The 21,752-nt window shown below is 52.6% G+C and carries 21 protein-coding genes, 3 pseudogenes and 1 other annotated feature; of the genes and pseudogenes, 8 read left to right on the forward strand and 16 right to left on the reverse strand.

Going from position 1 to position 21,752, the window contains the following annotated elements:
• The first annotated feature begins 329 nt into the window (after positions 1 to 329).
• Both msyB and satP read left to right on the forward strand, forming a co-directional pair.
• The gene (msyB, locus tag AC6I4B_RS19845; protein WP_497767622.1) at positions 330 to 1,040 is read left to right on the forward strand and encodes an acidic protein MsyB; all 711 of its coding nucleotides are present in this window, start codon (positions 330 to 332) and stop codon (positions 1,038 to 1,040) included.
• A 141-nt stretch (positions 1,041 to 1,181) separates the two neighbouring features.
• Positions 1,182 to 1,748: an acetate uptake transporter gene (gene satP, locus AC6I4B_RS19850; RefSeq protein WP_497767624.1), complete on the forward strand. Its 567-nt coding sequence runs from the start codon at positions 1,182 to 1,184 to the stop codon at positions 1,746 to 1,748.
• Between the two features lie 33 nt (positions 1,749 to 1,781).
• On the opposite strand, the gene AC6I4B_RS19855 is transcribed toward satP, so the two are convergent.
• Positions 1,782 to 3,092 carry an MFS transporter gene (locus tag AC6I4B_RS19855; protein ID WP_497767625.1) on the reverse strand — a complete coding sequence of 437 codons (1,311 nt, stop codon included), beginning with the start codon at positions 3,090 to 3,092 and terminating at the stop codon, positions 1,782 to 1,784.
• A gap of 102 nt (positions 3,093 to 3,194) precedes the next feature.
• On the reverse strand, positions 3,195 to 3,782 hold the full coding sequence (gene mog, locus AC6I4B_RS19860) for a molybdopterin adenylyltransferase (RefSeq protein ID WP_497767626.1): 588 nt from the start codon (positions 3,780 to 3,782) through the stop codon (positions 3,195 to 3,197).
• A 195-nt stretch (positions 3,783 to 3,977) separates the two neighbouring features.
• Here mog and AC6I4B_RS19865 point away from each other — a divergent pair, with 195 nt between their 5' ends.
• Positions 3,978 to 4,916, forward strand: coding sequence for an Rpn family recombination-promoting nuclease/putative transposase (locus tag AC6I4B_RS19865; RefSeq protein WP_497767628.1), 939 nt, complete (start codon positions 3,978 to 3,980; stop codon positions 4,914 to 4,916).
• A 56-nt stretch (positions 4,917 to 4,972) separates the two neighbouring features.
• Here AC6I4B_RS19865 and tal read toward each other — a convergent pair whose 3' ends face one another.
• A complete protein-coding gene (gene tal, locus AC6I4B_RS19870; RefSeq protein WP_497767630.1) occupies positions 4,973 to 5,926 on the reverse strand; it encodes a transaldolase in 954 nt (317 codons plus the stop codon).
• 252 nt (positions 5,927 to 6,178) lie between these two features.
• On the opposite strand from tal, the gene AC6I4B_RS19875 reads away from it, so the two are divergent.
• Entirely contained in the window at positions 6,179 to 7,609 is a 1,431-nt protein-coding gene (locus AC6I4B_RS19875) for an alanine/glycine:cation symporter family protein (protein ID WP_497767631.1), read from the forward strand.
• A gap of 66 nt (positions 7,610 to 7,675) precedes the next feature.
• Positions 7,676 to 8,449 (forward strand): peroxide stress protein YaaA, encoded by a 774-nt coding sequence (gene yaaA / locus AC6I4B_RS19880; RefSeq protein ID WP_497767633.1) that lies wholly within the window; start codon positions 7,676 to 7,678, stop codon positions 8,447 to 8,449.
• A gap of 38 nt (positions 8,450 to 8,487) precedes the next feature.
• On the opposite strand, the gene AC6I4B_RS19885 is transcribed toward yaaA, so the two are convergent.
• The 7 genes and pseudogenes from AC6I4B_RS19885 to yjjY all read right to left on the reverse strand — a co-directional run bounded on the left by AC6I4B_RS19885 (position 8,488) and on the right by yjjY (position 15,245).
• The gene (locus tag AC6I4B_RS19885) at positions 8,488 to 8,778 is read right to left on the reverse strand and encodes a DUF2502 domain-containing protein (protein ID WP_497767635.1); all 291 of its coding nucleotides are present in this window, start codon (positions 8,776 to 8,778) and stop codon (positions 8,488 to 8,490) included.
• 197 nt (positions 8,779 to 8,975) lie between these two features.
• On the reverse strand, positions 8,976 to 10,262 hold the full coding sequence (gene thrC, locus AC6I4B_RS19890) for a threonine synthase (RefSeq protein WP_497767636.1): 1,287 nt from the start codon (positions 10,260 to 10,262) through the stop codon (positions 8,976 to 8,978).
• Between the two features lie 3 nt (positions 10,263 to 10,265).
• On the reverse strand, positions 10,266 to 11,195 hold the full coding sequence (thrB, locus tag AC6I4B_RS19895; RefSeq protein ID WP_497767638.1) for a homoserine kinase: 930 nt from the start codon (positions 11,193 to 11,195) through the stop codon (positions 10,266 to 10,268).
• 1 nt (position 11,196) lies between these two features.
• Positions 11,197 to 13,659, reverse strand: coding sequence for a bifunctional aspartate kinase/homoserine dehydrogenase I (thrA, locus tag AC6I4B_RS19900; protein ID WP_497767639.1), 2,463 nt, complete (start codon positions 13,657 to 13,659; stop codon positions 11,197 to 11,199).
• A gap of 24 nt (positions 13,660 to 13,683) precedes the next feature.
• Positions 13,684 to 13,800: a sequence feature (Thr leader region), on the reverse strand.
• The gene (gene thrL / locus AC6I4B_RS19905; protein ID WP_497772259.1) at positions 13,739 to 13,807 is read right to left on the reverse strand and encodes a thr operon leader peptide; all 69 of its coding nucleotides are present in this window, start codon (positions 13,805 to 13,807) and stop codon (positions 13,739 to 13,741) included. Its footprint overlaps the feature before it by 62 nt.
• Before the next feature lie 210 nt (positions 13,808 to 14,017).
• Entirely contained in the window at positions 14,018 to 14,704 is a 687-nt protein-coding gene (locus tag AC6I4B_RS19910; RefSeq protein ID WP_497767641.1) for a tRNA/rRNA methyltransferase, read from the reverse strand.
• Between the two features lie 399 nt (positions 14,705 to 15,103).
• Positions 15,104 to 15,245: pseudogene (gene yjjY, locus AC6I4B_RS19915) on the reverse strand (YjjY family protein).
• 96 nt (positions 15,246 to 15,341) lie between these two features.
• Here yjjY and arcA point away from each other — a divergent pair.
• Positions 15,342 to 16,058, forward strand: coding sequence for a two-component system response regulator ArcA (gene arcA / locus AC6I4B_RS19920; protein WP_015966004.1), 717 nt, complete (start codon positions 15,342 to 15,344; stop codon positions 16,056 to 16,058).
• A gap of 39 nt (positions 16,059 to 16,097) precedes the next feature.
• Here arcA and creA read toward each other — a convergent pair whose 3' ends face one another.
• Positions 16,098 to 16,598, reverse strand: a complete 501-nt coding sequence (gene creA, locus AC6I4B_RS19925) for a protein CreA (protein WP_497767643.1) — start codon at positions 16,596 to 16,598, stop codon at positions 16,098 to 16,100.
• Between the two features lie 211 nt (positions 16,599 to 16,809).
• Here creA and robA point away from each other — a divergent pair, with 211 nt between their 5' ends.
• Positions 16,810 to 17,679 carry an MDR efflux pump AcrAB transcriptional activator RobA gene (gene robA, locus AC6I4B_RS19930; protein WP_497767644.1) on the forward strand — a complete coding sequence of 290 codons (870 nt, stop codon included), beginning with the start codon at positions 16,810 to 16,812 and terminating at the stop codon, positions 17,677 to 17,679.
• Here robA and gpmB read toward each other — a convergent pair.
• Positions 17,676 to 18,323, reverse strand: coding sequence for a 2,3-diphosphoglycerate-dependent phosphoglycerate mutase GpmB (gene gpmB / locus AC6I4B_RS19935; protein WP_497767645.1), 648 nt, complete (start codon positions 18,321 to 18,323; stop codon positions 17,676 to 17,678). The two genes, robA and gpmB, sit on opposite strands and share 4 nt — an antisense overlap.
• Before the next feature lie 147 nt (positions 18,324 to 18,470).
• Between gpmB and yjjX the strand changes: the two genes are divergently transcribed.
• Complete coding sequence (gene yjjX / locus AC6I4B_RS19940; RefSeq protein WP_497767647.1) at positions 18,471 to 18,986, forward strand: inosine/xanthosine triphosphatase; 516 nt, start codon at positions 18,471 to 18,473, stop codon at positions 18,984 to 18,986.
• A gap of 55 nt (positions 18,987 to 19,041) precedes the next feature.
• Here yjjX and trpR read toward each other — a convergent pair whose 3' ends face one another.
• The 4 genes and pseudogenes from trpR to sltY form a co-directional block, all read right to left on the reverse strand.
• Positions 19,042 to 19,371 (reverse strand): trp operon repressor, encoded by a 330-nt coding sequence (gene trpR / locus AC6I4B_RS19945; protein ID WP_497767648.1) that lies wholly within the window; start codon positions 19,369 to 19,371, stop codon positions 19,042 to 19,044.
• A 121-nt stretch (positions 19,372 to 19,492) separates the two neighbouring features.
• Positions 19,493 to 19,576: pseudogene (locus tag AC6I4B_RS19950) on the reverse strand (hypothetical protein); the annotation flags it as partial.
• A gap of 12 nt (positions 19,577 to 19,588) precedes the next feature.
• Positions 19,589 to 19,672 (reverse strand): annotated as a pseudogene (locus AC6I4B_RS19955) (hypothetical protein); the annotation flags it as partial.
• Between the two features lie 3 nt (positions 19,673 to 19,675).
• The gene (sltY, locus tag AC6I4B_RS19960) at positions 19,676 to 21,613 is read right to left on the reverse strand and encodes a murein transglycosylase (protein WP_497767650.1); all 1,938 of its coding nucleotides are present in this window, start codon (positions 21,611 to 21,613) and stop codon (positions 19,676 to 19,678) included.
• Positions 21,614 to 21,752 lie beyond the last annotated feature (139 nt).

Genomic DNA, 21,752 nt, shown 5'->3' on the forward strand with positions numbered 1-21,752 from the left:
TCAACTGCCCTAAATCGTTTTTTTTCAGACTCATTCACTGCGGTTGACTACAAGATGGGGTCGCAACGGCATCCATCAAGGGGCAGGATTAAATTTTTTTCATTCAGTGCGCTTTTATTAGCGTGATTTCTGGCGACACCAAACCCAAACCACTCATACAAAATATAAGAAATACAACTATATTCAATCAGTTAAAGTCACAACTTGAAATAATTGCGTACTGAACGCCACAGTATCGCGCGATAAAATGGATCTCAGCATTTTATGACCTCGCTGAAAACAATCGGCGACGACTCACCACAATTCTCTAACCAAAAGCTATCCAGACAATGAAAGTCTCTTACCTGAATGATGAAGACCTCGCTTTTCTCCAGCACTGTAGTGAAGAACAACTCCGTCATGTCGCCCAACTGCTCACGCATAATGAGAAGGGAAAGCGGCGTCTGTCGAGCGCGCTACTGCACAATGAACTGTTTATGTCGATGGATGGGCATCCCGAACAGCACCGTCGCAACTGGCAGTTGATTGCCGGTGAACTTCAGCACTTTGGTGGCGACAGTATCGCCAATAAGATTCGCGGTCACGGCAGGCTGTATCGCGCGATCCTCCGCGATGTCGCCAAACGTTTGAGCCTTAAAACAGATACGTCTATGCCCACAGCGGATATCGAAAAAATCCTGCTGGAACACTTTGTACGCCGCGCCTGGCAGCGAATGGATGAGGCACAAAAAACGCGGTTCTATGCTGCAATCGAACTGAAAGTAATGGAACTGGAGCTGTTGCTGCCGCAGTTAATTGACCATCACCGCCTTGATAGCGGTATCTCACACCTGCTAGCCGACCAACTGAGCCACATTCTCCATAAACATGCCGCCATGAGCGTTATCGGCCACGGGCTGATACGTGGTGCGGGTCTTGGCGGCCCCGTGGGCGCTGCGGTGAACGGCGTTAAGGCTGTTAGCGGCAACGCCTATCGCGTAACGATCCCTGCTGTTCTGCGTATTGCGTGTCTACGCCGCCTCATTGCCAGGGCATCTTAAGCGCTATGGGGCGTTCAAATACGGAGAAATAGTTCATTTTCCCCGTATTAGATCATAGACAGCCCGTTTACTCCTTATTATCATGCCGCGCCCTCCATTCTGGGGGGATTACTTCACCATTAAATGATGATTTGAGGAATTATGGGCAACACTAAGTTGGCTAACCCGGCACCGCTGGGCCTGATGGGCTTCGGCATGACCACCATTCTGCTTAACCTGCATAACGCGGGTTTCTTTGCACTTGACGGTATCATTCTCGCCATGGGTATTTTTTACGGCGGTATCGCGCAGATTTTCGCGGGCCTGCTGGAATACAAAAAAGGGAATACATTCGGCCTGACCGCATTCACCTCTTACGGTTCTTTCTGGCTGACGCTGGTTGCTATTTTGCTGATGCCGAAAATGGGCCTGACGGATGCGCCTAACGCACAATTCCTCGGTGCATATCTGGGTCTGTGGGGCGTGTTCACCCTGTTCATGTTCTTCGGTACGCTGAAAGCCGCTCGTATGCTGCAATTCGTGTTCCTGAGCCTGACGGTGCTGTTTGCCCTGCTGGCTTTCGGCAACATCACTGGTAACGGCGCGGTGATTCACTTTGCGGGCTGGATTGGCCTGGTCTGCGGCGCGAGCGCTATCTACCTGGCAATGGGTGAAGTGTTGAACGAGCAGTTCGGTCGCACCGTCCTGCCGATTGGTGAAAAACACTAATCACTGCCGCGCCCCCAACGGGGGGCGCGTCTGTTACAACGTCTGCTGTAAACCCCCTTCAACCGCCACATCTCGATGCCACTCCTCACGCCACAACCAGACGCCAACAGCGATCCCCAGTAATGACAGCGCCAAAATATAAAAGGCAGGAGCCATCGGCGAAACCCCCATTAGCATGGTGACGGCAATCGGCGTCAGCCCACCGAAAATGGCGTAAGAAACATTGTAGGAAAACGAAATACCGGTAAAGCGAACCGCCGCCGGAAAAGCTCGAACCATCACGTAAGGCACTGCGCCAACCACGCCGACACACAATCCCACAGCACCATACAGCACAAATAACCATTCGGGGTGCGCGCCCGCCAGGTGATAAAACCCTGCGCTACTGCCCGCCAATAACAGACAACCGACAATAAACGTTTTGCTGGCCCCCACACGGTCAACCGCCAGGCCCGCCAGCAGGCAGCCAACGCACAGCATAATCGTCGCAATACTGTTAGCCTGTAGCGTTATCGCTGGGGCAAAGCCGTACTGTTTTTGTAGCCAAACTGGCGACATCAGGATAACCACCACAATCCCTGCGGAGAGCAGCCAGGTGAGCAACATCGATACCACCACCGCTTTGCGATGCTTCAGCACTACAGATTTTACCGGCAACTCTTGCGCCAGCGCCTTACGCTGCTGCATTTCGAGGAAAACAGGCGTCTCCTGAAGCCAGCGACGCAGATACATCGCCACCAGGCCAAAGACACCGCCCAGTAAGAATGGAATACGCCAGCCACCATCGTGGATAGCCAGTGGCGTCAGTTGCGTGTTGATCAACGTGGCCACCACCGAACCCAGCAAGATGCCTACCGTCAGCCCCGCCGTCAGCGTACCGCAGGCTATTCCGATGCGCCGCTCAGGCACATGTTCGGCGACAAAAACCCACGCCCCAGGAACTTCCCCACCGATAGCCGCGCCCTGCAAAATACGCATCAGCAATAACAGCAATGGCGCCGCCAGCCCAGCGGTGGCAAATGTCGGCAACAGCCCAATAGCCAGCGTGGGTACTGCCATCAACAAGATACTGAGCGTAAACATCTTTTTGCGCCCGACAAGGTCGCCAAAGTGAGCCATGATGATGCCGCCTAGCGGGCGCGCAAGATAACCGGCAGCGAAAATACCGAAGGTCTGCACCTGACGTAGCCATTCTGGAATATCGGCGGGAAAAAAGAGTTCACCGACTACTGCGGCAAAAAAGACGAAGATGATGAAATCATAGAACTCCAGCGCGCCGCCAAGAGCCGCCAGCGTGAGTGTTTTATAATCTTGTCGATTGAGAGGTCGTACGTAGTGTGACATGGAACCTTCGCCCCTTACGGCATATGTAAATTAAAAATTACTATACCGTAAATAAATCTGCACAACAGCGAGGCGAAAGGTTATGTCACTAAGGCGTTATATTCAGGAGATCGTTTCGCGACGTGCACTTTTTGGACGAAAAGCTGCTACTACTCGGCTGTCAGTTTCAATATACGGCCCCTCCAGAAGTTGTACACAATACGGTACACTTGCAAAGATACCATTGACCAGCACCTTACCATCAGCATCTTTAACCCCTTCCAGCGTCTCCTGAATTGCTTTTGGCTGGCCGGGTAAGTTAAGGATCAACGCCTGTTTGCGGATAACCCCCACCTGGCGCGAAAGAATCGCCGTTGGGACAAAGTGCAAACTAACCTGGCGCATCTGTTCGCCAAACCCAGGCATCACACGGTCAGCAATTGCCAACGTCGCATCTGGGGTAACATCACGGCGCGCCGGGCCGGTTCCGCCAGTGGTCAGCACCAGGTGGCAGCTCATCTCATCGACCAGCTCACACAGCGTTTGCTCAATGATAGGCTGCTCGTCAGGAATCAGGCGAGTTTCCACCTTAAAAGGTGTCGTCAGCGCCGATGCCAGCCACTCTTCCAACGCCGGAATACCTTTATCCTGATAAACACCGCTAGAGGCGCGGTCAGAGATAGAAACTAAGCCAATACGTAATGTGTTCATGATTATTCCATTAAATCTGTACTGTTAAGCAGAATAATACACGTGAATGCATTGCAATACTAAATCCCCAAACGGGTTATCTGGCGCGGTTTCCCGAGGAGCGCCGCAAAACCAGCTCACCGATTGAGGAATATCTATCGGGCCAACACAGTGAGTGCCAGACTCCTTACCTCTATCTGCCAGGGAGGGTAAAGGATGCGGAAAAACAGAACACCAACGCCTCATGATTTAGTCTTTAAGACCTTTCTTTCACACGTGGAAACCGCGCGGGATTTTATTGCTATTCATCTTCCTCCCGCATTGCTGCGCCTTTGTGATCTACACACGTTGCGCCTGGAATCCGGCAGCTTTATTGAGGATGACCTGCATCCTTATTTCAGTGACATGCTCTACTCGCTGAAAACCACCTGCGGCGACGGCTATATTCATGTGCTCATTGAACACCAAAGTTCGCCAGACAAGCATATGGCCTTTCGTCTGATGCGTTATGCCATCGCCGCAATGAAGCGCCATCTTGATGCCGGGAATAACACACTGCCTTTGGTCATCCCCATTTTGTTTTATCAGGGGCGAAAAAGTCCGTATCCATATTCAATGAACTGGCTGGATAACTTTGCTAATTCAAAACTTGCCGGGCAACTCTATACTCAGCGTTTCCCGTTGGTGGATATCACCGTCATTGCCGATGATGAAATCATGCGTCACCGCAGCATGGCGGCGCTCACCTTGATTCAAAAACATATTCGCCAGCGCGATCTCGCTCAGCTATTAGACAAACTTGCGAGCCTGTTAACCTTGAATCACATCAGCGGACAGCAGGTGGTTGCACTGGTAAACTACATGCTACAAGCGGGAGAAACGCAGGATGCCCGTGAATTGCTGTATCAACTGGCGCAACGCGCGCCCCGGTATGGAGACGAACTGATGACACTAGCAGAACAGCTCAAGCAGGAAGGCCGTAACGAAGGAATACAGCAGGGGCTACAACAAGGTATACAGCAAGGACAGCAAACGGGCGAACGTGAAGCCTCACGTAAAATTGCGCGGGCGATGTTTCAAAAAGGCATACCGCTTGCCGACATTATCGAAATGACCGGCGTAAACGCCGAGGAGTTGGCCGCGCAACCGCATTAAAAAAACAGCCCGCTCTCAATAAAGAGAAGCGGGCTGTTGTCATGCAACACGCTGTCTTACAGCAGGTCGCCGATCATTTTTTCCAGTTTTTCCTGGTCGATGGCAAACTTACGGATACCTTCCGCCAGTTTGTCTACCGCCATTGGATCCTGGTTGTGCTGCCACAGGAACTCAGACTCGGTGATACGTGCCGGACGCGCTTTCACTTCACCGGTGTAAACCAGCTTACGTTCAATTGCGCCTTCGCTTTCTGACAGCTCTTTCAGCAGTGCCGGAGCGATGGTCAGACGGTCGCAGCCCGCCAGTTCGAGGATTTCGCCGATATTACGGAAGCTCGCGCCCATCACGACAGTTTCATAGCCGTGCTGTTTGTAATATTCGTAGATTTCGCTCACGGAAACCACACCTGGATCTTCTGCCGGTGCGTATTCTTTCTTATCAGTATTGGCTTTGTACCAATCCAGAATACGACCAACAAATGGGGAAATCAGGTAAACACCCGCTTCCGCACAAGCACGCGCCTGTGCGAAGGAGAACAGCAGCGTCAGGTTACAGTTGATGCCGTCTTTTTCCAGTTGCTCCGCTGCGCGGATGCCCTGCCAGGTAGATGCCAGTTTGATCAGGATACGGTCGTTGCTGATGCCCGCATCGTTGTACATTTTGATCAGGCGTTTCGCTTTCGCGATAGACGCTTCGGTGTCGTAAGACAGACGCGCGTCAACTTCAGTGGAGATACGGCCTGGAACCAGTTTCAGAATTTCAAGACCGATGTTTACGGCCAGTTTGTCAGTGGCATCCACAACCTGCTGAGCGCGGTCACTGCTCTGGCTACGCGCCCACGCTACCGCATCGTCGATAAGCTTACGGTATTCAGGAATCTGTGCTGCACCCAGGATCAGAGAAGGGTTCGTCGTCGCATCCTGAGGCTGGTACAGCTTCATTGCCGCGATGTCTCCGGTGTCGGCCACTACGGTTGTGTACTGACGCAGAGATGTCAATTTATCCGTCATGATAGTGTTTCTCTTTAAACAGCTGTTAGGGGGATGTAACCGGTCTAACACGATAATATCACGCCCCTTCCTCAGCGCAACCGCCGACGTCGCGAGAGCGCAGAGTATGATAAACTGAAGCATCAAACTTTGAGGGTTGCTATTCTTTGCCCCCAATATGGTAGCGCTTACACTGGCTGAATCGAATCGTGCGAAGCGAGCCTGGCTTCCCGCCACCAGCCCTCTATTTCGGCATAGACAAGAGGACGTTTAATGCCTGATTTCCTATCTTTTATCAGCGAGATACTGTGGGGTTCGGTAATGATTTACCTACTCCTCGGCTGTGGTCTCTGGTTCACATGGAGAACCGGCTACATCCAGTTTCGCTACCTCCGTCAGTTTAGCAAAAGTCTGAAAAGAAGCCTAGAGCCTCGGGAAGGGGGTCTGACTTCATTCCAGGTTTTATGCATCAGCCTTGCCTCACGTGTCGGCAGCGGCAACCTCGCGGGGGTAGCGCTAGCCATTACCATTGGCGGCCCCGGAGCAGTATTCTGGATGTGGGTTGCCGCCATTATTGGCATGGCCATCAGCTTCGCCGAATGCTCGCTGGCGCAGTTGTACAAAGAGCGCGACGCCAGCGGTCAGTTTCGCGGAGGCCCTGCCTGGTATATGTCTCGTGGGTTAGGAATGCGCTGGATGGGTGTATTGTTCTCACTTTTCCTGCTGCTCGCTTACGGCCTGATTTTCAACACCGTACAAGCCAACTCGGCGGCACGCGCCTTGCGGTACGCATTCGATATCCCGGAAAGCGTAAGCGGAAGTGTGATGGCTCTGCTTGCTCTGTTAGTGATAGTCCGTGGCATCAAAGGCGTCGCACGGATTACTCAGTGGCTGGTACCAATAATGGCAGCGTTATGGGTTACAGCCTGCCTGTTGATAAGCCTATGGCATATCGTTGAGCTACCCGTCATTTTCGAAATGATTATCCGTAGCGCTTTTGGCTGGCAGGAAGCCGCTGCTGGCGCGGCGGGCTACACCGTCAGCCAGGCTATCACCAGTGGTTTTCAGCGCAGTATGTTTTCCAACGAAGCAGGAATGGGCTCTACGCCAAACGCCTCTGCTGCGGCCTCATCTTTCCCCCCTCACCCGGCGGCACAAGGAATTGTGCAGATGATTGGCGTGCTGATTGACACCCTCGTTATCTCCAGCGCCAGCGCCATATTGGTGCTGTTAGCCGGACACGATACAAAGGCCACCAGCCTTGATGGCATTCAGTTGATTCAATACGCCATGAGCGAGTTGGTTGGCGGCTGGGGCAGCAGCTTTGTGGCTATCATCATGCTGTTGTTTGCCTTTACTTCGGTGGTGGCAAACTACATTTACGCCGAAAATAACCTGATATTTTTACGCTGGAATAAACCGTGGGCAGTCTGGCTGCTGAGGCTCTCCACGCTGCTAATGGTCATGGTCGGTAGCCTGATGAGCCTTTCGGTCGTCTGGCAAATTGCGGATGTCATTATGGCGCTGATGGCGCTCACTAACCTGACGGCATTGCTGCTGCTTTCTCCGGTCGTGCGAATTATCGCCCTCGACTATTTGCGCCAGCGCAAGCTGGGTGTGACGCCGGTATTCGATCCCGATTATTACCCGGAAATAGCCCAACAGCTCGCGCCGGATAGCTGGGATCAACCGCCGCGCCAATGACAGCAATCGATCACTTACTGCCATTTTTTTGTTAAAGTTGAGTGAAATTTTCTGCAAGGACTGGATATGCTGATTCTGATTTCTCCGGCTAAAACGCTCGATTACCAAAGCCCGTTGGCAACGACGCGCTATACCCAGCCCGCACTGCTGGAACATTCCCAGCAATTGATTGGGGAGGCGCGTAAGCTCTCCGCGCCGCAGATTAAAACCCTGATGGGGATTAGCGACAAGCTGGCCGATTTAAACGCCACGCGCTTTCACGACTGGCACCCAGATTTCACCCCAGATAACGCCCGTCAGGCGATTTTAGCGTTCAAAGGTGATGTCTACACCGGGCTGCAAGCCGAAACCTTTAGCGAGGCGGATTTTGACTTTGCGCAGAAGCATTTGCGTATGCTTTCCGGCTTGTACGGCGTGCTACGCCCGCTGGATCTGATGCAGCCATACCGTTTAGAAATGGGCATTCGCCTGGAAAACCCGCGCGGTAAAGATTTATACCAATTCTGGGGCGATGAAATTACCCGCACCTTGAATGCCGCGCTGCACGAGCAAGGCGATGACGTGGTGGTCAACCTGGCATCGGATGAATATTTCCGCTCCGTGAAGCCTAAAACGCTCGAAGGGCGAATCATCAAGCCAGTATTCCTTGATGAGAAAAACGGCAAGTTTAAGGTAATTAGCTTCTACGCCAAAAAGGCGCGCGGGCTGATGAGCCGCTATATCATTGAAAATCGCCTGACCAAACCGGAGCAACTGACTCAGTTTAATAGCGATGGTTATTTCTTCGATGAGGAAAGTTCTACGGCCGACGAGTGGGTATTCAAACGCCACGAGCAGTAATACATTGGCTGGCCGGATAATGCTATCCGGCCTACGTTCTAGTGGTGATTCGGTGGTTGGCGATCGTGTCCGCGATGATCGTGGCGATCGTCGTGACGGCGGTTGCCGCCATGCGGCGGAGTATGCGGATGCCAACGGTTATCACGCCACTCATAATGCGACTGCCACCAGCCATGATCACGCCAGTGGCCCCCATCCCAATAATTGCCGCCATTGTCCCGGTCGCCAATCTGTAATTTCACCGCCGGAACCAGCGTAATCTCAGCGGCCTGTACCATTACCGGAGCCGCCAGCAGCATTGTCAGTGCAAACATCGCAGGTTTTAACATGGGTAACTCCTTCGTTCTTGATGTGCCATTGTGGCCGATAAGAACAGCTTACTGCGGCGAAACCCGTGTTGTTATTCTCTGCAATCCTATATTCTAACTGCCCGCATTTATTGGGAATTTCTCCTTTTTTCCTGCCGAATTTCTGCATAATTTCTCCCTGTTTCCCCCTTCGTTTCAGGAAGGGGGAAACGAAGATATTACGCTTTACTCATCATCAACTTACGCAGCGCGGCATAGTCAGCTGGCAGGTTATGCGACAGCAGCGGCAGATCTGCGCGATCCGCCAGCGCCTTCGGCAGCGGCAGCGTTTCTTGCAGGATCTCTTCCACGCTCTCTTTAAACTTCGCCGGATGCGCAGTCCCCAGGAACAGGCCGTATTCGCCAGGCTGGAGCTGGTCACGCAAGGCACGATACGCAATCGCAGCATGAGGTTCAGAGGTGTAACCCAGCGCCTGGAGTTCACGCATCGTCGTTTTGGTGGTTTCATCATCCACCGCCGCGTAGCCCAGCTCGTTCAAACGCCAAATTTTACGGCGGAACAGCTCTTCCACGCGCGGCCAGTTATTTGGCTGGCTGACATCCATCGCATTCGACAACGTGGCCTGAGTCGCTTTTGGTGCCCATTTGCCGTCTTGCAGGAAACGCGGCACGGTGTCGTTCGCATTGGTGGCGGCGATAAAGCGTTTCACCGGCAGACCCAGCGATTTTGCCAGCAGACCTGCGGTCAAATCACCAAAGTTACCGCTTGGTACGGAAATCACTAGCTGATTACGAGCTTCCTGCGGCAGCTGTGCGACGGCCTCAAAGTAGTAGCAAATCTGCGCCAGCAGGCGGCTGATATTGATAGAGTTCGCCGAGTTCAGGCCCAGCGCGACTTTCAGTTCTTCATCATCAAAGGCTTGCTTCACCAGCGCCTGACAGGCATCGAAATCCCCGTCGATAGCGACAGTTTCAATGTTGCCGCCCAGGGTGCAGAACAATTTTTCCTGCAACGGACTAATTTTGCCGCGCGGGTAGAGGATAACCACTTTCACGTTCGGCAGGCCGTAGAACGCGTGTGCCACAGCGGCGCCGGTATCACCGGAGGTCGCAGTTAAAATGGTCACCGGCTTGTCGCCCGCAATATGGGTGAGCATCTGCGCCATAAAGCGGCCACCGAAATCTTTGAACGCCAGGGTCGGACCGTGGAACAGTTCGAGGCAGCCGACATCTTCCTGCACCTTCTTGACCGGCGCCGGGAAGGTAAACGCGTTAGCGATACGTTGTGCCAACTGCTCCTGCGGAATTTCATCGCCAATAAACGCGGAGAGAATTTTCGCGCTGCGGGTGACAAAATCCTGCGTCAGCAGGTCATCAATGTCGGTCAGGTTGAATTCCGGCAAATCAAGTGGGAAGAACAACCCCTGTTGCTTGCCAAGCCCTTGAGTAACGGCCTGCGCGAAGCTGACCTGCTCATTGTGATCTTTTAAATTGTAGAGTTTCATCGGTTATCCCACTACTCGTGCGCCCGCCGTGTCCAGCCGGCAAATATGAACGAAGCCTTCTTGATTCTGTAGGTAATGCTGGCCGAGCCAATCCGCCACGCGCTGCGCGGTTTCCGTTTTATCACACAGGGCAAACAGCGTTGGCCCTGAGCCGGAAATCCCGCAGGAAAGCGCGCCAATACCGGCAACCGCCTGACGCGCTTCACTAAAGCCCGGCAGCAATTTGGTGCGGTATGGCTCGGCAATCACGTCTTTCATCAGTTTTGCCGCCAACAGAGGCTGGCGGGAATAGCAGGCATGAATAAAACCGGCCAAATGACGACCATGCGCAATGCAGTCCTGGCGGCGATATTGCGCCGGTAGAATCGCCCGCGCTTCTGCCGTCGAGACTTTAATGCCCGGATACGCCAGTACCCATAGCCACTCGTCGAAACAAGGAACCTGCTGGCTGATGATGTCATTTTCTTCAATCATCAATTGCATGCCCCCCAGATAGCACGGTGCGACGTTGTCGTAATGCACACTGCCGGAGATGCGCCCTTCCAGCTCACCCATCAGTGCCAACATTCGGGTTTCATCCAACGGTTTGCCGCAGAATTCATTCATCGCCACCAGCGCGGCAACCACGGAACAGGCGCTGGAACCGAGGCCTGAGCCAATCGGCATATTTTTTTCCAGCGTCATTGCTACGGGGATCTCTCTACCCATTTCCTCGCAATAACGCTCCCAGCATTGGTAAACAATATTTTCGTGCGGCTCGCTTGGCAGTTTGTCGGCGAAGCGGCCAAGATTTTTCAGGCTGAAACGGTCAGCCGCCTCAACCGATACGTTGTCGCCCAGCAGGCTGCCGTCAATCGGCGTGACTGCTGCGCCCAGGACATCAAACCCGACGCTCATATTGGCACTGGAAGCCGGGGCATACACCTTCACCATGTTAAACTCCTAACTTCCATGACAGTGTGCGCAGCAGGTCAGCAAAGACCCCTGCCGCCGTTACGTCGTTGCCTGCGCCGTAGCCGCGCAGCACTAACGGCAGTGGCTGATAATAGTGGCTGTAAAACGCCAGTGCGTTCTCACCGTTTTTGACTTTAAACAGCGGGTCGTTGCCATCTACGGCAGCAATCTTAACGCGGCAAACGCCGTCTTCTTCAATATTGCCAACATAGCGCAGTACTTTGCCTTCATCACGTGCTTTTGCCACCCGCGCGGAGAACTCATCGTTAAGCTGCGGCAATCGCGCCATAAAGCTGTCGGTATCTCCTGAAGCATCAAAGCCTTCCGGCAATACCGATTCCACGACGATATCGTTCAGTTCCAGACTACGCCCGGTCTCACGCGCCAAGATAAGCAACTTGCGCGCCACATCCATTCCCGAGAGGTCATCACGCGGATCAGGCTCGGTATAGCCAAGCTCACGCGCCACTTTGGTGGCTTCCGACAGGCTCATGCCTTCATCCAGCTTGCCGAAGATAAACGACAGAGAACCCGAAAGAATACCGGAGAAGTGCTGAAGCTCATCGCCCGCGTTCAGCAGGTTTTGCAGGTTTTCAATCACCGGCAGCCCCGCCCCCACGTTGGTGTCGTAGAGGAATTTGCGTCGCGACTGTGCCGCCGCATGGCGTAGCTGATGGTAGTAATCCATCGATGATGTGTTGGCCTTTTTATTCGGCGTCACCACATGGAAACCTTCACGCAGAAAATCGGCATACTGGTCAGCAACTGCCTGGCTGGAAGTGCAATCCACAATCACTGGATTCAACAGGTGGTACTCTTTCACTAACCTAATCAGACGGCCAAGGTTAAACGGTTCTTTCGCCTCTGCCAGCTCAGCCTGCCAGTTCTCCAGGTTCAGCCCGTGAACATTGGTTAACAACGCTTTCGAGTTCGCCACGCCACAAATACGCAGGTCGATATGCTTTTTCTTCAACCAATTTTGCTGGCGCTTCACCTGCTCCAGCAATGCACCACCGACACCACCGACGCCAATCACAAACACTTCAATCACCTGGTCGGTGTTAAATAGCATTTGATGCGTAACGCGAACGCCGGTCATCGCGTCGTCGTTGCTCACCACCACCGAAATAGAACGTTCGGAGGATCCCTGAGCGATAGCTACGATATTGATATTGGCACGCGCCAGCGCGGCAAAAAACTTCGCGGAGATTCCGCGCAGGGTACGCATACCGTCGCCGACGACCGAGATAATAGCCAGCCGCTCCATGATAGACAGCGGCTCCAGCAGCTCTTCTTTCAGCTCCAGATAAAACTCATCTTCCATCGCTTTCTTCGCCCGCGCACAGTCGCTTTGCGGCACGCAGAAGCTGATGCTGTATTCCGACGATGATTGGGTTATCAGCACCACGGAGATACCCGCGCGCGACATAGTTGCAAACACCCGCGCCGCCATGCCGACCATCCCCTTCATGCCAGGGCCGGAGACATTAAACATCGCCATGTTGTTGAGGTTGGAAATGCCTTTGACCGGCAGGTCGTCTTCATCACGGCTTGCGCCAATTAGCGTACCCGGAGCCTGCGGGTTGCCGGTGTTCTTGATAAGACAAGGGATTTGGAACTGAGCGATAGGGGCAATGGTGCGAGGGTGAAGAACTTTAGCGCCGAAATAAGAAAGCTCCATCGCTTCCTGATACGACATGCTTTTCAGCAAGCGGGCATCAGGCACCTGGCGCGGGTCGCAAGTATATACCCCATCGACATCAGTCCAGATCTCACAACAGTCAGCGCGCAAACAGGCCGCCAGTACGGCTGCGGAGTAGTCAGAACCATTACGCCCCAACACCACCAGCTCGCCCTTCTCATTACCCGCCGTGAAGCCTGCCATCAACACCATATGGTCAGCAGGAATCTGGCTTGCGGCAATACGACGGGTTGATTCAGCAATATCGACGGTCGATTCAAGGTAGTGGCCGACAGCCAGCAGTTTTTCAACGGGGTTAATTACCGTGACCTTGTGCCCTCGGGCGCTCAGCAGGCCAGCCATGATGGCGATAGACAGCTTTTCGCCCCGGCAAATCAGGCCAGCGTTGACGCTGTCCGGGCATTGCCCCAGCAGGCTGATGCCGTGCAGGATGTGTTTGATTTGGGCAAATTCTAGTTCAACGGCGGCTTTCAACTCCGTCAGAGGGAAACCCGGCTGCGCGGTAGCAAGTCCCTGAAGTAATTCGGTAAAAATACGTTCAGCGTCGGAAATATTGGTCAGTGCATCCTGGCCACCAATGGTTTTTTCAATCATCGCCACCAGGTGGTTGGTGATTTTAGCCGGGGCAGAAAGCACGGTTGCTACCTGCCCCTGCCTGGCGTTGCTTTCCAGAATGTCGGCAACCCGCAGAAAACGTTCTGCATTTGCCACTGATGTACCGCCGAACTTCAAGACTCGCATGGTTCTACCCCTTGATCTTTGGTCGAAAAAAAAGCCCGCACTGTTAGGTGCGGGCTTTTTTCTGTGTTTCCTGTACGCGTCAGCCCGCACCGTTACCTGTGGTAATGGTTGTGGTGGTAATGGTTGTAGTAGTGCTGATGCGAATCATGGATGTTGTGTGCTCTGTTATTTAGCTGTCTGTACTCAATGCCTATATTGGTTAAAGTATCTGCTGGTTTAAGTCAATGAATTTTTAACTTCGTCACATTCTGAAACCACTTCAGATCTGCCCATTTAACCGGTCATAACCCATCGTAAAGACCATAAGAAAAGCCACTCGCAACGTCATAAAACCATAAAAATACTTTATGTCAGGATTTTACTCTGCGAGTTTATTTTCAATATCATGCAGCAAACGATGCAACATTGCCGTATCACGTTGCTCAAGTAAGCCAATACGTTGTTGTAACCAGTCGGCGAGTTTGGCATCGTCGCCAACATCCAATTGTTCAAGCAAGAGTGTGATACGCGCCCTTAACGCAATCAGCTGATTTCCGTCACCTGTCGTTGCCGCTGGGTTCGTTTTTTGTAACAGCGAAGAAAGTTGATAACAATAAACCATCACCGCCTGGCCGAGATTCAACGAAGGATAATCAGCCACCATCGGCACACCAGTTAACACATCGGCTAACGCCAACTCTTCATTGGTGAGGCCTGAATCTTCACGCCCAAATACCAGCGCCGCATGGCCCATCCACTGCGATTTCTCCGCCAACATCGGTAGTAATTCCTGCGGTGTGGCGTAGTAATGGAAGCGCGCACGGCTGCGTGCGGTTGTCGCGACAGTAAAATCAACGTCGTGTAAGGCATCCGCCAGCGTGGGGTAACAGGTGATGCCATCAATGATATCGGTTGATCCGTGAGCAACCCATCGGGTTGCGGGTTCCAGGTGCGCTACGCTATCTACGATACGCATATCATTGAAACCCATCGTCTTCATCGCACGGGCTGCCGCCCCGATATTTTCGGCTCTTGCTGGAGAAACCAGCACAATAGTTAAGCGCATTTAAAGTTCTCTTAATTTTCTGTGTTCGGCAATAATGTGATGCAGTTCAACATATTGCGCAGCGCGAATTTACAAAAATGCAACAAAAATCGCTGAAATGATGTTTCATCATACATAAAAGAAGCTAAACTGTTTTCTGTAAACCATGCAATTTAGAATGTTAACAAAAGCCAGATATCTCACTGTTTATACGAACTATTTTCATTCACACAGAACAATAATAATTGGATTCATCAAATTTATCAGTTAACCTGTGCAACTACTTGAGTTGTGGAAAAAATGTAATAGTCGTTATCATTAAAGAGTGATAATTTCACCGAACTGTTAACGTGCTACAATTGAACTTGATATATGTCAACGAAGCGTAGGTTTATTGGCGGTCAGGTGCCTCTTTACCTGTTATGTTGCTGTTAAAATGGTTAGGATGACAACCGTTTTTGACACTGTCGGGTCCTGAGGGAAGAGTACCCACGACCAAGCTAATGATGTTGTTGACGTTGATGGAAAGTGCATCAAGAACGCAATTACGTACTTTAGTCATGTTACGCCGGTCATGTTAATTTTCGACATGCATCAGGCAGGTCAGGGACTATTGGTACTTCCTGTTTCGATTTAGTTGGCAATTTAGGTAGCAAACATGCAGACCCCGCACATTCTTATCGTTGAAGACGAGTTGGTAACACGCAACACGTTAAAAAGTATTTTCGAAGCAGAAGGCTACGATGTTTTCGAAGCGACCGATGGCGCGGAAATGCATCAGATCCTGTCTGAGAATGATATCAATCTGGTAATCATGGATATCAACCTGCCGGGGAAAAACGGCCTTCTGCTGGCACGTGAACTGCGTGAGCAAGCGAACGTAGCCCTGATGTTCTTGACCGGTCGCGACAATGAAGTCGATAAAATTCTCGGTCTGGAAATTGGTGCAGATGATTACATCACCAAACCGTTTAACCCACGCGAGCTGACTATTCGTGCGCGTAACCTGCTGTCCCGTACCATGAATCTGGGTACCGTCAGCGAAGAACGTCGTAGCGTTGAAAGCTACAAGTTCAACGGTTGGGAGCTGGACATTAATAGCCGCTCTCTGGTGAGCCCTAACGGTGAACAGTATAAGCTGCCGCGTAGCGAATTCCGCGCCATGCTGCACTTCTGTGAAAACCCAGGCAAGATTCAGTCTCGTGCTGAACTGCTGAAGAAAATGACTGGCCGTGAGCTGAAGCCTCATGACCGTACGGTTGACGTGACCATTCGTCGCATCCGTAAACATTTCGAGTCTACGCCGGATACCCCGGAAATCATCGCCACTATCCACGGCGAAGGTTACCGCTTCTGCGGCGAACTTCAGGAATAAAAGATCAAAACGGCGCATTCAGCGCCGTTTTTCTTTGCTCTATTCTGCCGCTTTAACCGTAGCCTCTGGTGCTGCCCACGGCATAATTGGCACGGCGCTAATCGCATTCTTCGGCGAGCCATCAACCACTTTATCCGAGTAGGTCAGATAAACCAGCGCGTTACGTTTGCTGTCATAAAAGCGCACCACCTGCAACTTTTTGAATACCAGCGATGTCCGTTTCTGGAATACCACTTCCCCCTGAGACTTCCCATTCTTGATTTTGTCGGTCAGCGCAATCGGGCCAACCTGCTGGCAGGAAATCGCCGCATCGGATGTATCTTCCGCCAGGCCCAACCCGCCTTTGATACCACCGGTTTTCGCACGACTGATATAGCAAGTGACATTCTTCACGTCCGGATCATCGAACGCTTCGATAACTATCTTATGATCTGGCCCAAACATTTTGAAAACCGTATCAACAGAACCAATCTGCTCCGCATGTACACCCAGGCTGGAGGCAGCCAGTAACAGGCCAGCCATTAATTTGTTGTATTTCATATTGTTACCATTTTCGTCGATTGAGTTAAGTGATTATTCATCATCCGAAGGGAAAGTGTTTAAAGATCACAGCTTTACAAAAATCAGCGGTCTTATTGGTCAGAAAACGCACTTATGCACAAAAAAAACACTGAATGCTAAAACAGCAAAAGATGCTATTATCCGCTACTTTGGTAACAGGCACCTAAGAATTTAAGGATGAGGGCATTTTATGGATCAGGCAGGAATTATTCGCGATCTCCTCGTTTGGCTGGAAGGCCATTTAGATCAGCCTTTATCGCTCGATAATGTGGCGGCAAAAGCGGGTTATTCCAAATGGCACCTGCAACGTATGTTTAAAGACGTTACAGGCCATGCGATTGGCGCCTACATCCGCGCGCGTCGTCTGTCTAAATCTGCCGTTGCGTTGCGCCTGACCTCGCGCCCTATCCTTGATATTGCCCTGCAATACCGGTTTGATTCTCAGCAAACCTTTACTCGTGCGTTCAAAAAGCAGTTTTCCCTGACGCCTGCGCTGTACCGCCGCTCGCCGGACTGGAGTGCGTTCGGTATGCGCCCACCGCTGCGCCTGGGGGAATTCACGATGCCAAAATACGAGTTTGTCACACTGCCAACTACGCATCTGGTCGGGGTTACCCAAAGCTACACTTGCAAGCTGGAAGAAATTTCCGCCTTCCGTCATCAAATGCGTGTGCAATTCTGGACTGATTTCCTCGGTAATTCACCGTCCATTCCTCCTATTTTGTACGGGCTTCATGAGCCACGTCCAAGCCAGGAAAAAGACGATGAGCAAGAGGTGTTCTACACCACCGCGCTGACGCCTGAAATGGCGAGCGACCACCTGAGCAATGCCCATCCGGTAACGCTGGATGGCGGTGAGTATGTGATGTTCACTTACGAGGGGCTGGGCACTGGCGTTCAGGACTTCATCCTGACGCTGTACGGAACCTGTATGCCGATGCTGAACCTGACCCGTCGTAAGGGCCAGGATATTGAGCGCTTCTTCCCGCAGGATGAAGCACGGAATCAGGAACCGCCGATTATGCTGCGCTGCGAATACCTGATTCCGATTCGTCGCTAACGCTGTAGCTCATCCAACGCAGGGGTATCCAAATGAGAAACATCCCCTGCGGTTTCAACTACCCATCCCGGCGCAAGCCACAGGCTCTCCTGATAATCCACGCGCGAAATAGAGCAGTTACGCAAGCGTAAACGGCGCTCCGCATGTGCAGGTAGCCCCAGAATCGTGCCGACCAGGCAACCTAAAGCAATCCCGTGGCTCACCAACAGTGGGCGGCTTCCAGGTGGGAGTTCAAGACAAGCCGCCAGCCCAGCGAGCATACGCTCGCTAAGCTCCTGCATCGACTCGCCTTCAGGAATGCGCCCACCCGGCGTGCCGTTAACCACCTGACGACGCCATTCTTCTTCTTCCGCAGTCAGTGAATCCAGATGGCGCTGCTCCAGCACCCCCATATTCAGCTCACGCAGACGTGAATCCAGCGTAATGCCGCAGCCACAGGCGTCGGCGATAATCTCGGCGGTACGACGCGTACGGCCCAGATCGCTGGCGATAACATGCGTGATGCCATACGAACGAACGCGAGCACCCACCTGCATAGCTTGCTGTTCTCCTTTGGCCGTCAAAGGGCTGTCAGACTGGCCCTGGATACGCCGTTCAGCGTTCCACTGCGTTTCGCCATGGCGAACAAGATATACCTGTAACATATTTTTTATCCGTTAGACTGCGATGACATTTTATCTTCTGTATACTTTATGGCTTTCGCGGTGCGAGAAGGCGGCAAGTTTACTCAGGTAAAAAGGGTGAGTGAACACGCCCACGCATCTGCAACTTGAAAGACGACGAGTATGATTATGCATCAAGTTGTATCAGCTACCACCAATCCTGCCAAAATTCAGGCAATTCTTGCGGCATTTAACCAGATCTTTGGTGAAGACTGCTGTCAGATCGATGCCATTTCCGTCGATACCGGTGTACCCGAGCAGCCTTTTGGCAGCGAAGAAACGCGTGCAGGTGCGCGTAATCGAGTCGCTAACGCACGACTTGCTCGCCCCGATGCAGATTTTTGGGTCGCGATTGAAGCCGGTATTGACGAAGGAGCCACGTTCAGTTGGGTGGTGATTGAAAGCCGTGATCAGCGCGGAGAAGCGCGTTCAGCCACGCTACCACTGCCAGAAGTGATTCTTGAGCAAGTCCGCGCTGGGGAAGCGCTTGGCCCCGTGATGTCGAAATATACCGGCATTGATAAGATTGGTAATAAAGAAGGCGCGATTGGCGTATTTACCGCCGGTGTGCTCACCCGCAGTAGCGTTTACCATCAGGCGGTAGTGCTGGCGCTAAGCCCTTTTCACAACGCCATTTACCGCTAAAACTTACACGCTGCCGGATAGCGACGCTAACGCGCCTTATCCGGCCTGTATTGGGCTAGGGCTGCGTTTTTGGCAGCGTTTGCTCCAGCCATTGGCGCAGCTCAACGGGCGCTGATTTCAGGCTATTTGAGCCACGGGTGATCGTCGCAATGCCTGCACCTAGCTCATTTTTCAGCTCTCGCTGGCTCATTTCTCCGCGCAGTAACTCTTCAATAATCCGCACACGCGTCCCCAGCGCTTCACGCTCGTCTGGGGTCATCATGAGATTGAGCAACGGCAGAGACAACTCGTCGGTATACGCCAGACGCAGAAGCTCCACAAAGCGAAGCCACTCCTGGTTACGCTGTTCAGCAACCGAGGCTGAATAAGGGGATTGTTGGGTCATGACAGGCCACCGTGTTATCTATGTACTCTTGAACGAGTACAATAATAACACAATCTCTGGTGAGGCTAAATGATTCCGTAGGTCTGATAAGCACAGCGCCATCAGGCATCTGTATTCGATTGCCGGATGGCGGCGTAAACGCCTTATCCGGCCTACATGATGCTCGTGGTTCTGTAGGCCTGATAAGCGCAGCGCCATCAGGCATCTGTATCCGATTGCCGGATGGCGGCGTAAACGCCTTATCCGGCCTACATGATGCTCGTGGTTCTGTAGGCCTGATAAGCGCAGCGCCATCAGGCAATCATCAATACCGACGCTTCCACTCACTTGCGGTGAGTACATCCTCTTTTTGGCCCATAAAGTGGCGATAATACGCATCGTAGGCCAGCACGTTTTTCACATAACCGCGCGTTTCTGAGAACGGAATACTTTCAATAAAGGCAATAGCATCAATGCGCCCAGCGCTATTGCCAAGCCACGTGCGCACACGTCCTGGCCCCGCGTTATACGCCGCAGAAGCAAAGATGCGGTTATTTTCAAACTGCTGATAAACATACTGTAGGTAGCGAGTACCAATATTAATATTGGTTTCCGGCTCTAACAGTTGTAGCGGATTGCTATAACCCGGTAGGTTGAACATTTTCACAGTGTGAGTCGCCGTGCCCGGCATAATCTGCATCAGCCCGCTGGCCCCCACTGGCGATTTCACCTTCGGATTCCAGGCGCTTTCCTGGCGCGCAATCGCCATCGCGTAACTCTGTGGGATGTCTTGACCGGAAGTATAACGCACGAACAAATCGTTATACGCCAGCGGGAAGCGCTCTTGCAGGTTATCCCACAGCTTACCGGCAATGGTCGCCTGCACGCTGAGATCCCACCAGTTCTGATCGAACGCATAGCGCGCCAACTGAGCCTGTTCCGTCTGGTTACGGCTGCTGACCAGATTCGCCCACTCGCTACGCGCGGTATTATCCTGATTCCAGTACATTAATTCGCGCACACGCGCCATTTCGGCGCCGCTGGTTAAGGTGGATGAAGGCGTGCCCGGAGCCTTCTCGACTCGCAGAGTATACGGCTCGCCCAGACGCTGTGCGGCAACCATCGGATAAAAACCGCGTTGCTGCATCAGCGACCGCAGAATATCGCGCGCTTCATCATCGCGCCCACGCTCCATCAGCAAATCAGCCTGCCAATAGCGCCACTCATCCTTCTCTTTGGCTTCCATCGGCAAACGCGCCAGCCAGGTGTTTAGCCCAGAGCGATCACCGGTTCCCAGCGCCATACGCACTCGTCGTTCAACCAGCGAGGTAGACTGCGAACGCATAATGGCGTCATCACGCCAACTGGCCTGCTCATCGGTGACATCTGTCCCCATCAAACGCCAGGCAACAATATCGCGCAGCTCTTGCGTTTGCTCCTCATTAAGCTGCTGCGCCTGCACCAGCGATGGGATCATCAGCCGTGCGTTTTCCACATCCTGACGCGCCACACTGCTGAAGGCGACCGCCGCCATTTGGCGGGTAAAATCCGTCGCGCCGGTAGAACGGGCAAAGGTCAGCACGTTATTGGGGTTACTGGCAAGGTCTGTAATGGCGGCGGCAATGGTTTGATATTCAGATGGCATTTGCGAGGCCAACGCCTTCACCAGCCTGGTATTTCCTGCTTTCATCGCTAAGCGGATGCGCTCCAGATAGGCCAGCGGATCCTGGCTGCCGGAAGTTCTCCAGGCGCTGAACAACTTGTCGCAGGCATTAGGGCGGCTCTGCCCAGTCAACCACAAGGTTTTTGCACCTTCCCAGGCTCCCTGGGCATCTCCCACCGAGTATTTGGCATAGTAATAGTTACATTGCGCCTCGGCAGTACCCGGTTTGTCTGGGCTAAATGCCAACAATCCCCGCCAGTCTTCCCGGCGCGCCAGTTCGTTGACGAAGCGGTTTTTTAAGGTTCTCGCCGGCGGAAGCGTAGGGTTCGCTTGCACAAACTGGGTGACCGCCAGCGCAGGCGTGTTCATCAGATCGCCCGTTAGCTGGCGATATTGCAGATACGGGTACAGTGGGTAATCGCGCAGTGTCGGCATTAACTGTTCGACCACGTCCATCTGGCGGTTGTCCCAGGCTTGTTTAATTTGCGCATAGCGGCTGCGTTGCTGATCCAGCGTGTCAGCGTGGGCCACACTGCTCGCTGTCAGCAGACAAACACCTGCTGACAGCAGACGCCACATATATTTTTTGGCTTTTTCCACAAGCGCTTCCTCGTTATCGCGTTACGTCCATGCAGCATCTTGCCGCCTGATTAATTCATGCTAACTATTGATGAGAAAATGTTCCACGCCATGAACACTTTTTTACGTTTTATTGGTGTATTTACGCGGCTGAATTTGC

The organism is Kluyvera fluvialis (genome assembly GCF_059725275.1).

What these genes read in the sequence shown, in the direction of transcription:
- yjjX (WP_497767647.1), top strand. Translation starts at nt 18,471, where the DNA reads ATGCATCAAGTTGTATCAGCTACCACCAATCCTGCCAAAATTCAGGCA.
- AC6I4B_RS19865 (WP_497767628.1), top strand. Translation starts at nt 3,978, where the DNA reads ATGCGGAAAAACAGAACACCAACGCCTCATGATTTAGTCTTTAAGACC.
- thrA (WP_497767639.1), bottom strand. Translation starts at nt 13,659, where the DNA reads ATGCGAGTCTTGAAGTTCGGCGGTACATCAGTGGCAAATGCAGAACGT.
- msyB (WP_497767622.1), top strand. Translation starts at nt 330, where the DNA reads ATGAAAGTCTCTTACCTGAATGATGAAGACCTCGCTTTTCTCCAGCAC.
- gpmB (WP_497767645.1), bottom strand. Translation starts at nt 18,323, where the DNA reads ATGTTACAGGTATATCTTGTTCGCCATGGCGAAACGCAGTGGAACGCT.
- AC6I4B_RS19875 (WP_497767631.1), top strand. Translation starts at nt 6,179, where the DNA reads ATGCCTGATTTCCTATCTTTTATCAGCGAGATACTGTGGGGTTCGGTA.
- thrB (WP_497767638.1), bottom strand. Translation starts at nt 11,195, where the DNA reads ATGGTGAAGGTGTATGCCCCGGCTTCCAGTGCCAATATGAGCGTCGGG.
- AC6I4B_RS19910 (WP_497767641.1), bottom strand. Translation starts at nt 14,704, where the DNA reads ATGCGCTTAACTATTGTGCTGGTTTCTCCAGCAAGAGCCGAAAATATC.
- arcA (WP_015966004.1), top strand. Translation starts at nt 15,342, where the DNA reads ATGCAGACCCCGCACATTCTTATCGTTGAAGACGAGTTGGTAACACGC.
- creA (WP_497767643.1), bottom strand. Translation starts at nt 16,598, where the DNA reads ATGAAATACAACAAATTAATGGCTGGCCTGTTACTGGCTGCCTCCAGC.
- thrC (WP_497767636.1), bottom strand. Translation starts at nt 10,262, where the DNA reads ATGAAACTCTACAATTTAAAAGATCACAATGAGCAGGTCAGCTTCGCG.
- AC6I4B_RS19855 (WP_497767625.1), bottom strand. Translation starts at nt 3,092, where the DNA reads ATGTCACACTACGTACGACCTCTCAATCGACAAGATTATAAAACACTC.
- tal (WP_497767630.1), bottom strand. Translation starts at nt 5,926, where the DNA reads ATGACGGATAAATTGACATCTCTGCGTCAGTACACAACCGTAGTGGCC.
- trpR (WP_497767648.1), bottom strand. Translation starts at nt 19,371, where the DNA reads ATGACCCAACAATCCCCTTATTCAGCCTCGGTTGCTGAACAGCGTAAC.
- yaaA (WP_497767633.1), top strand. Translation starts at nt 7,676, where the DNA reads ATGCTGATTCTGATTTCTCCGGCTAAAACGCTCGATTACCAAAGCCCG.
- satP (WP_497767624.1), top strand. Translation starts at nt 1,182, where the DNA reads ATGGGCAACACTAAGTTGGCTAACCCGGCACCGCTGGGCCTGATGGGC.
- mog (WP_497767626.1), bottom strand. Translation starts at nt 3,782, where the DNA reads ATGAACACATTACGTATTGGCTTAGTTTCTATCTCTGACCGCGCCTCT.
- robA (WP_497767644.1), top strand. Translation starts at nt 16,810, where the DNA reads ATGGATCAGGCAGGAATTATTCGCGATCTCCTCGTTTGGCTGGAAGGC.
- AC6I4B_RS19885 (WP_497767635.1), bottom strand. Translation starts at nt 8,778, where the DNA reads ATGTTAAAACCTGCGATGTTTGCACTGACAATGCTGCTGGCGGCTCCG.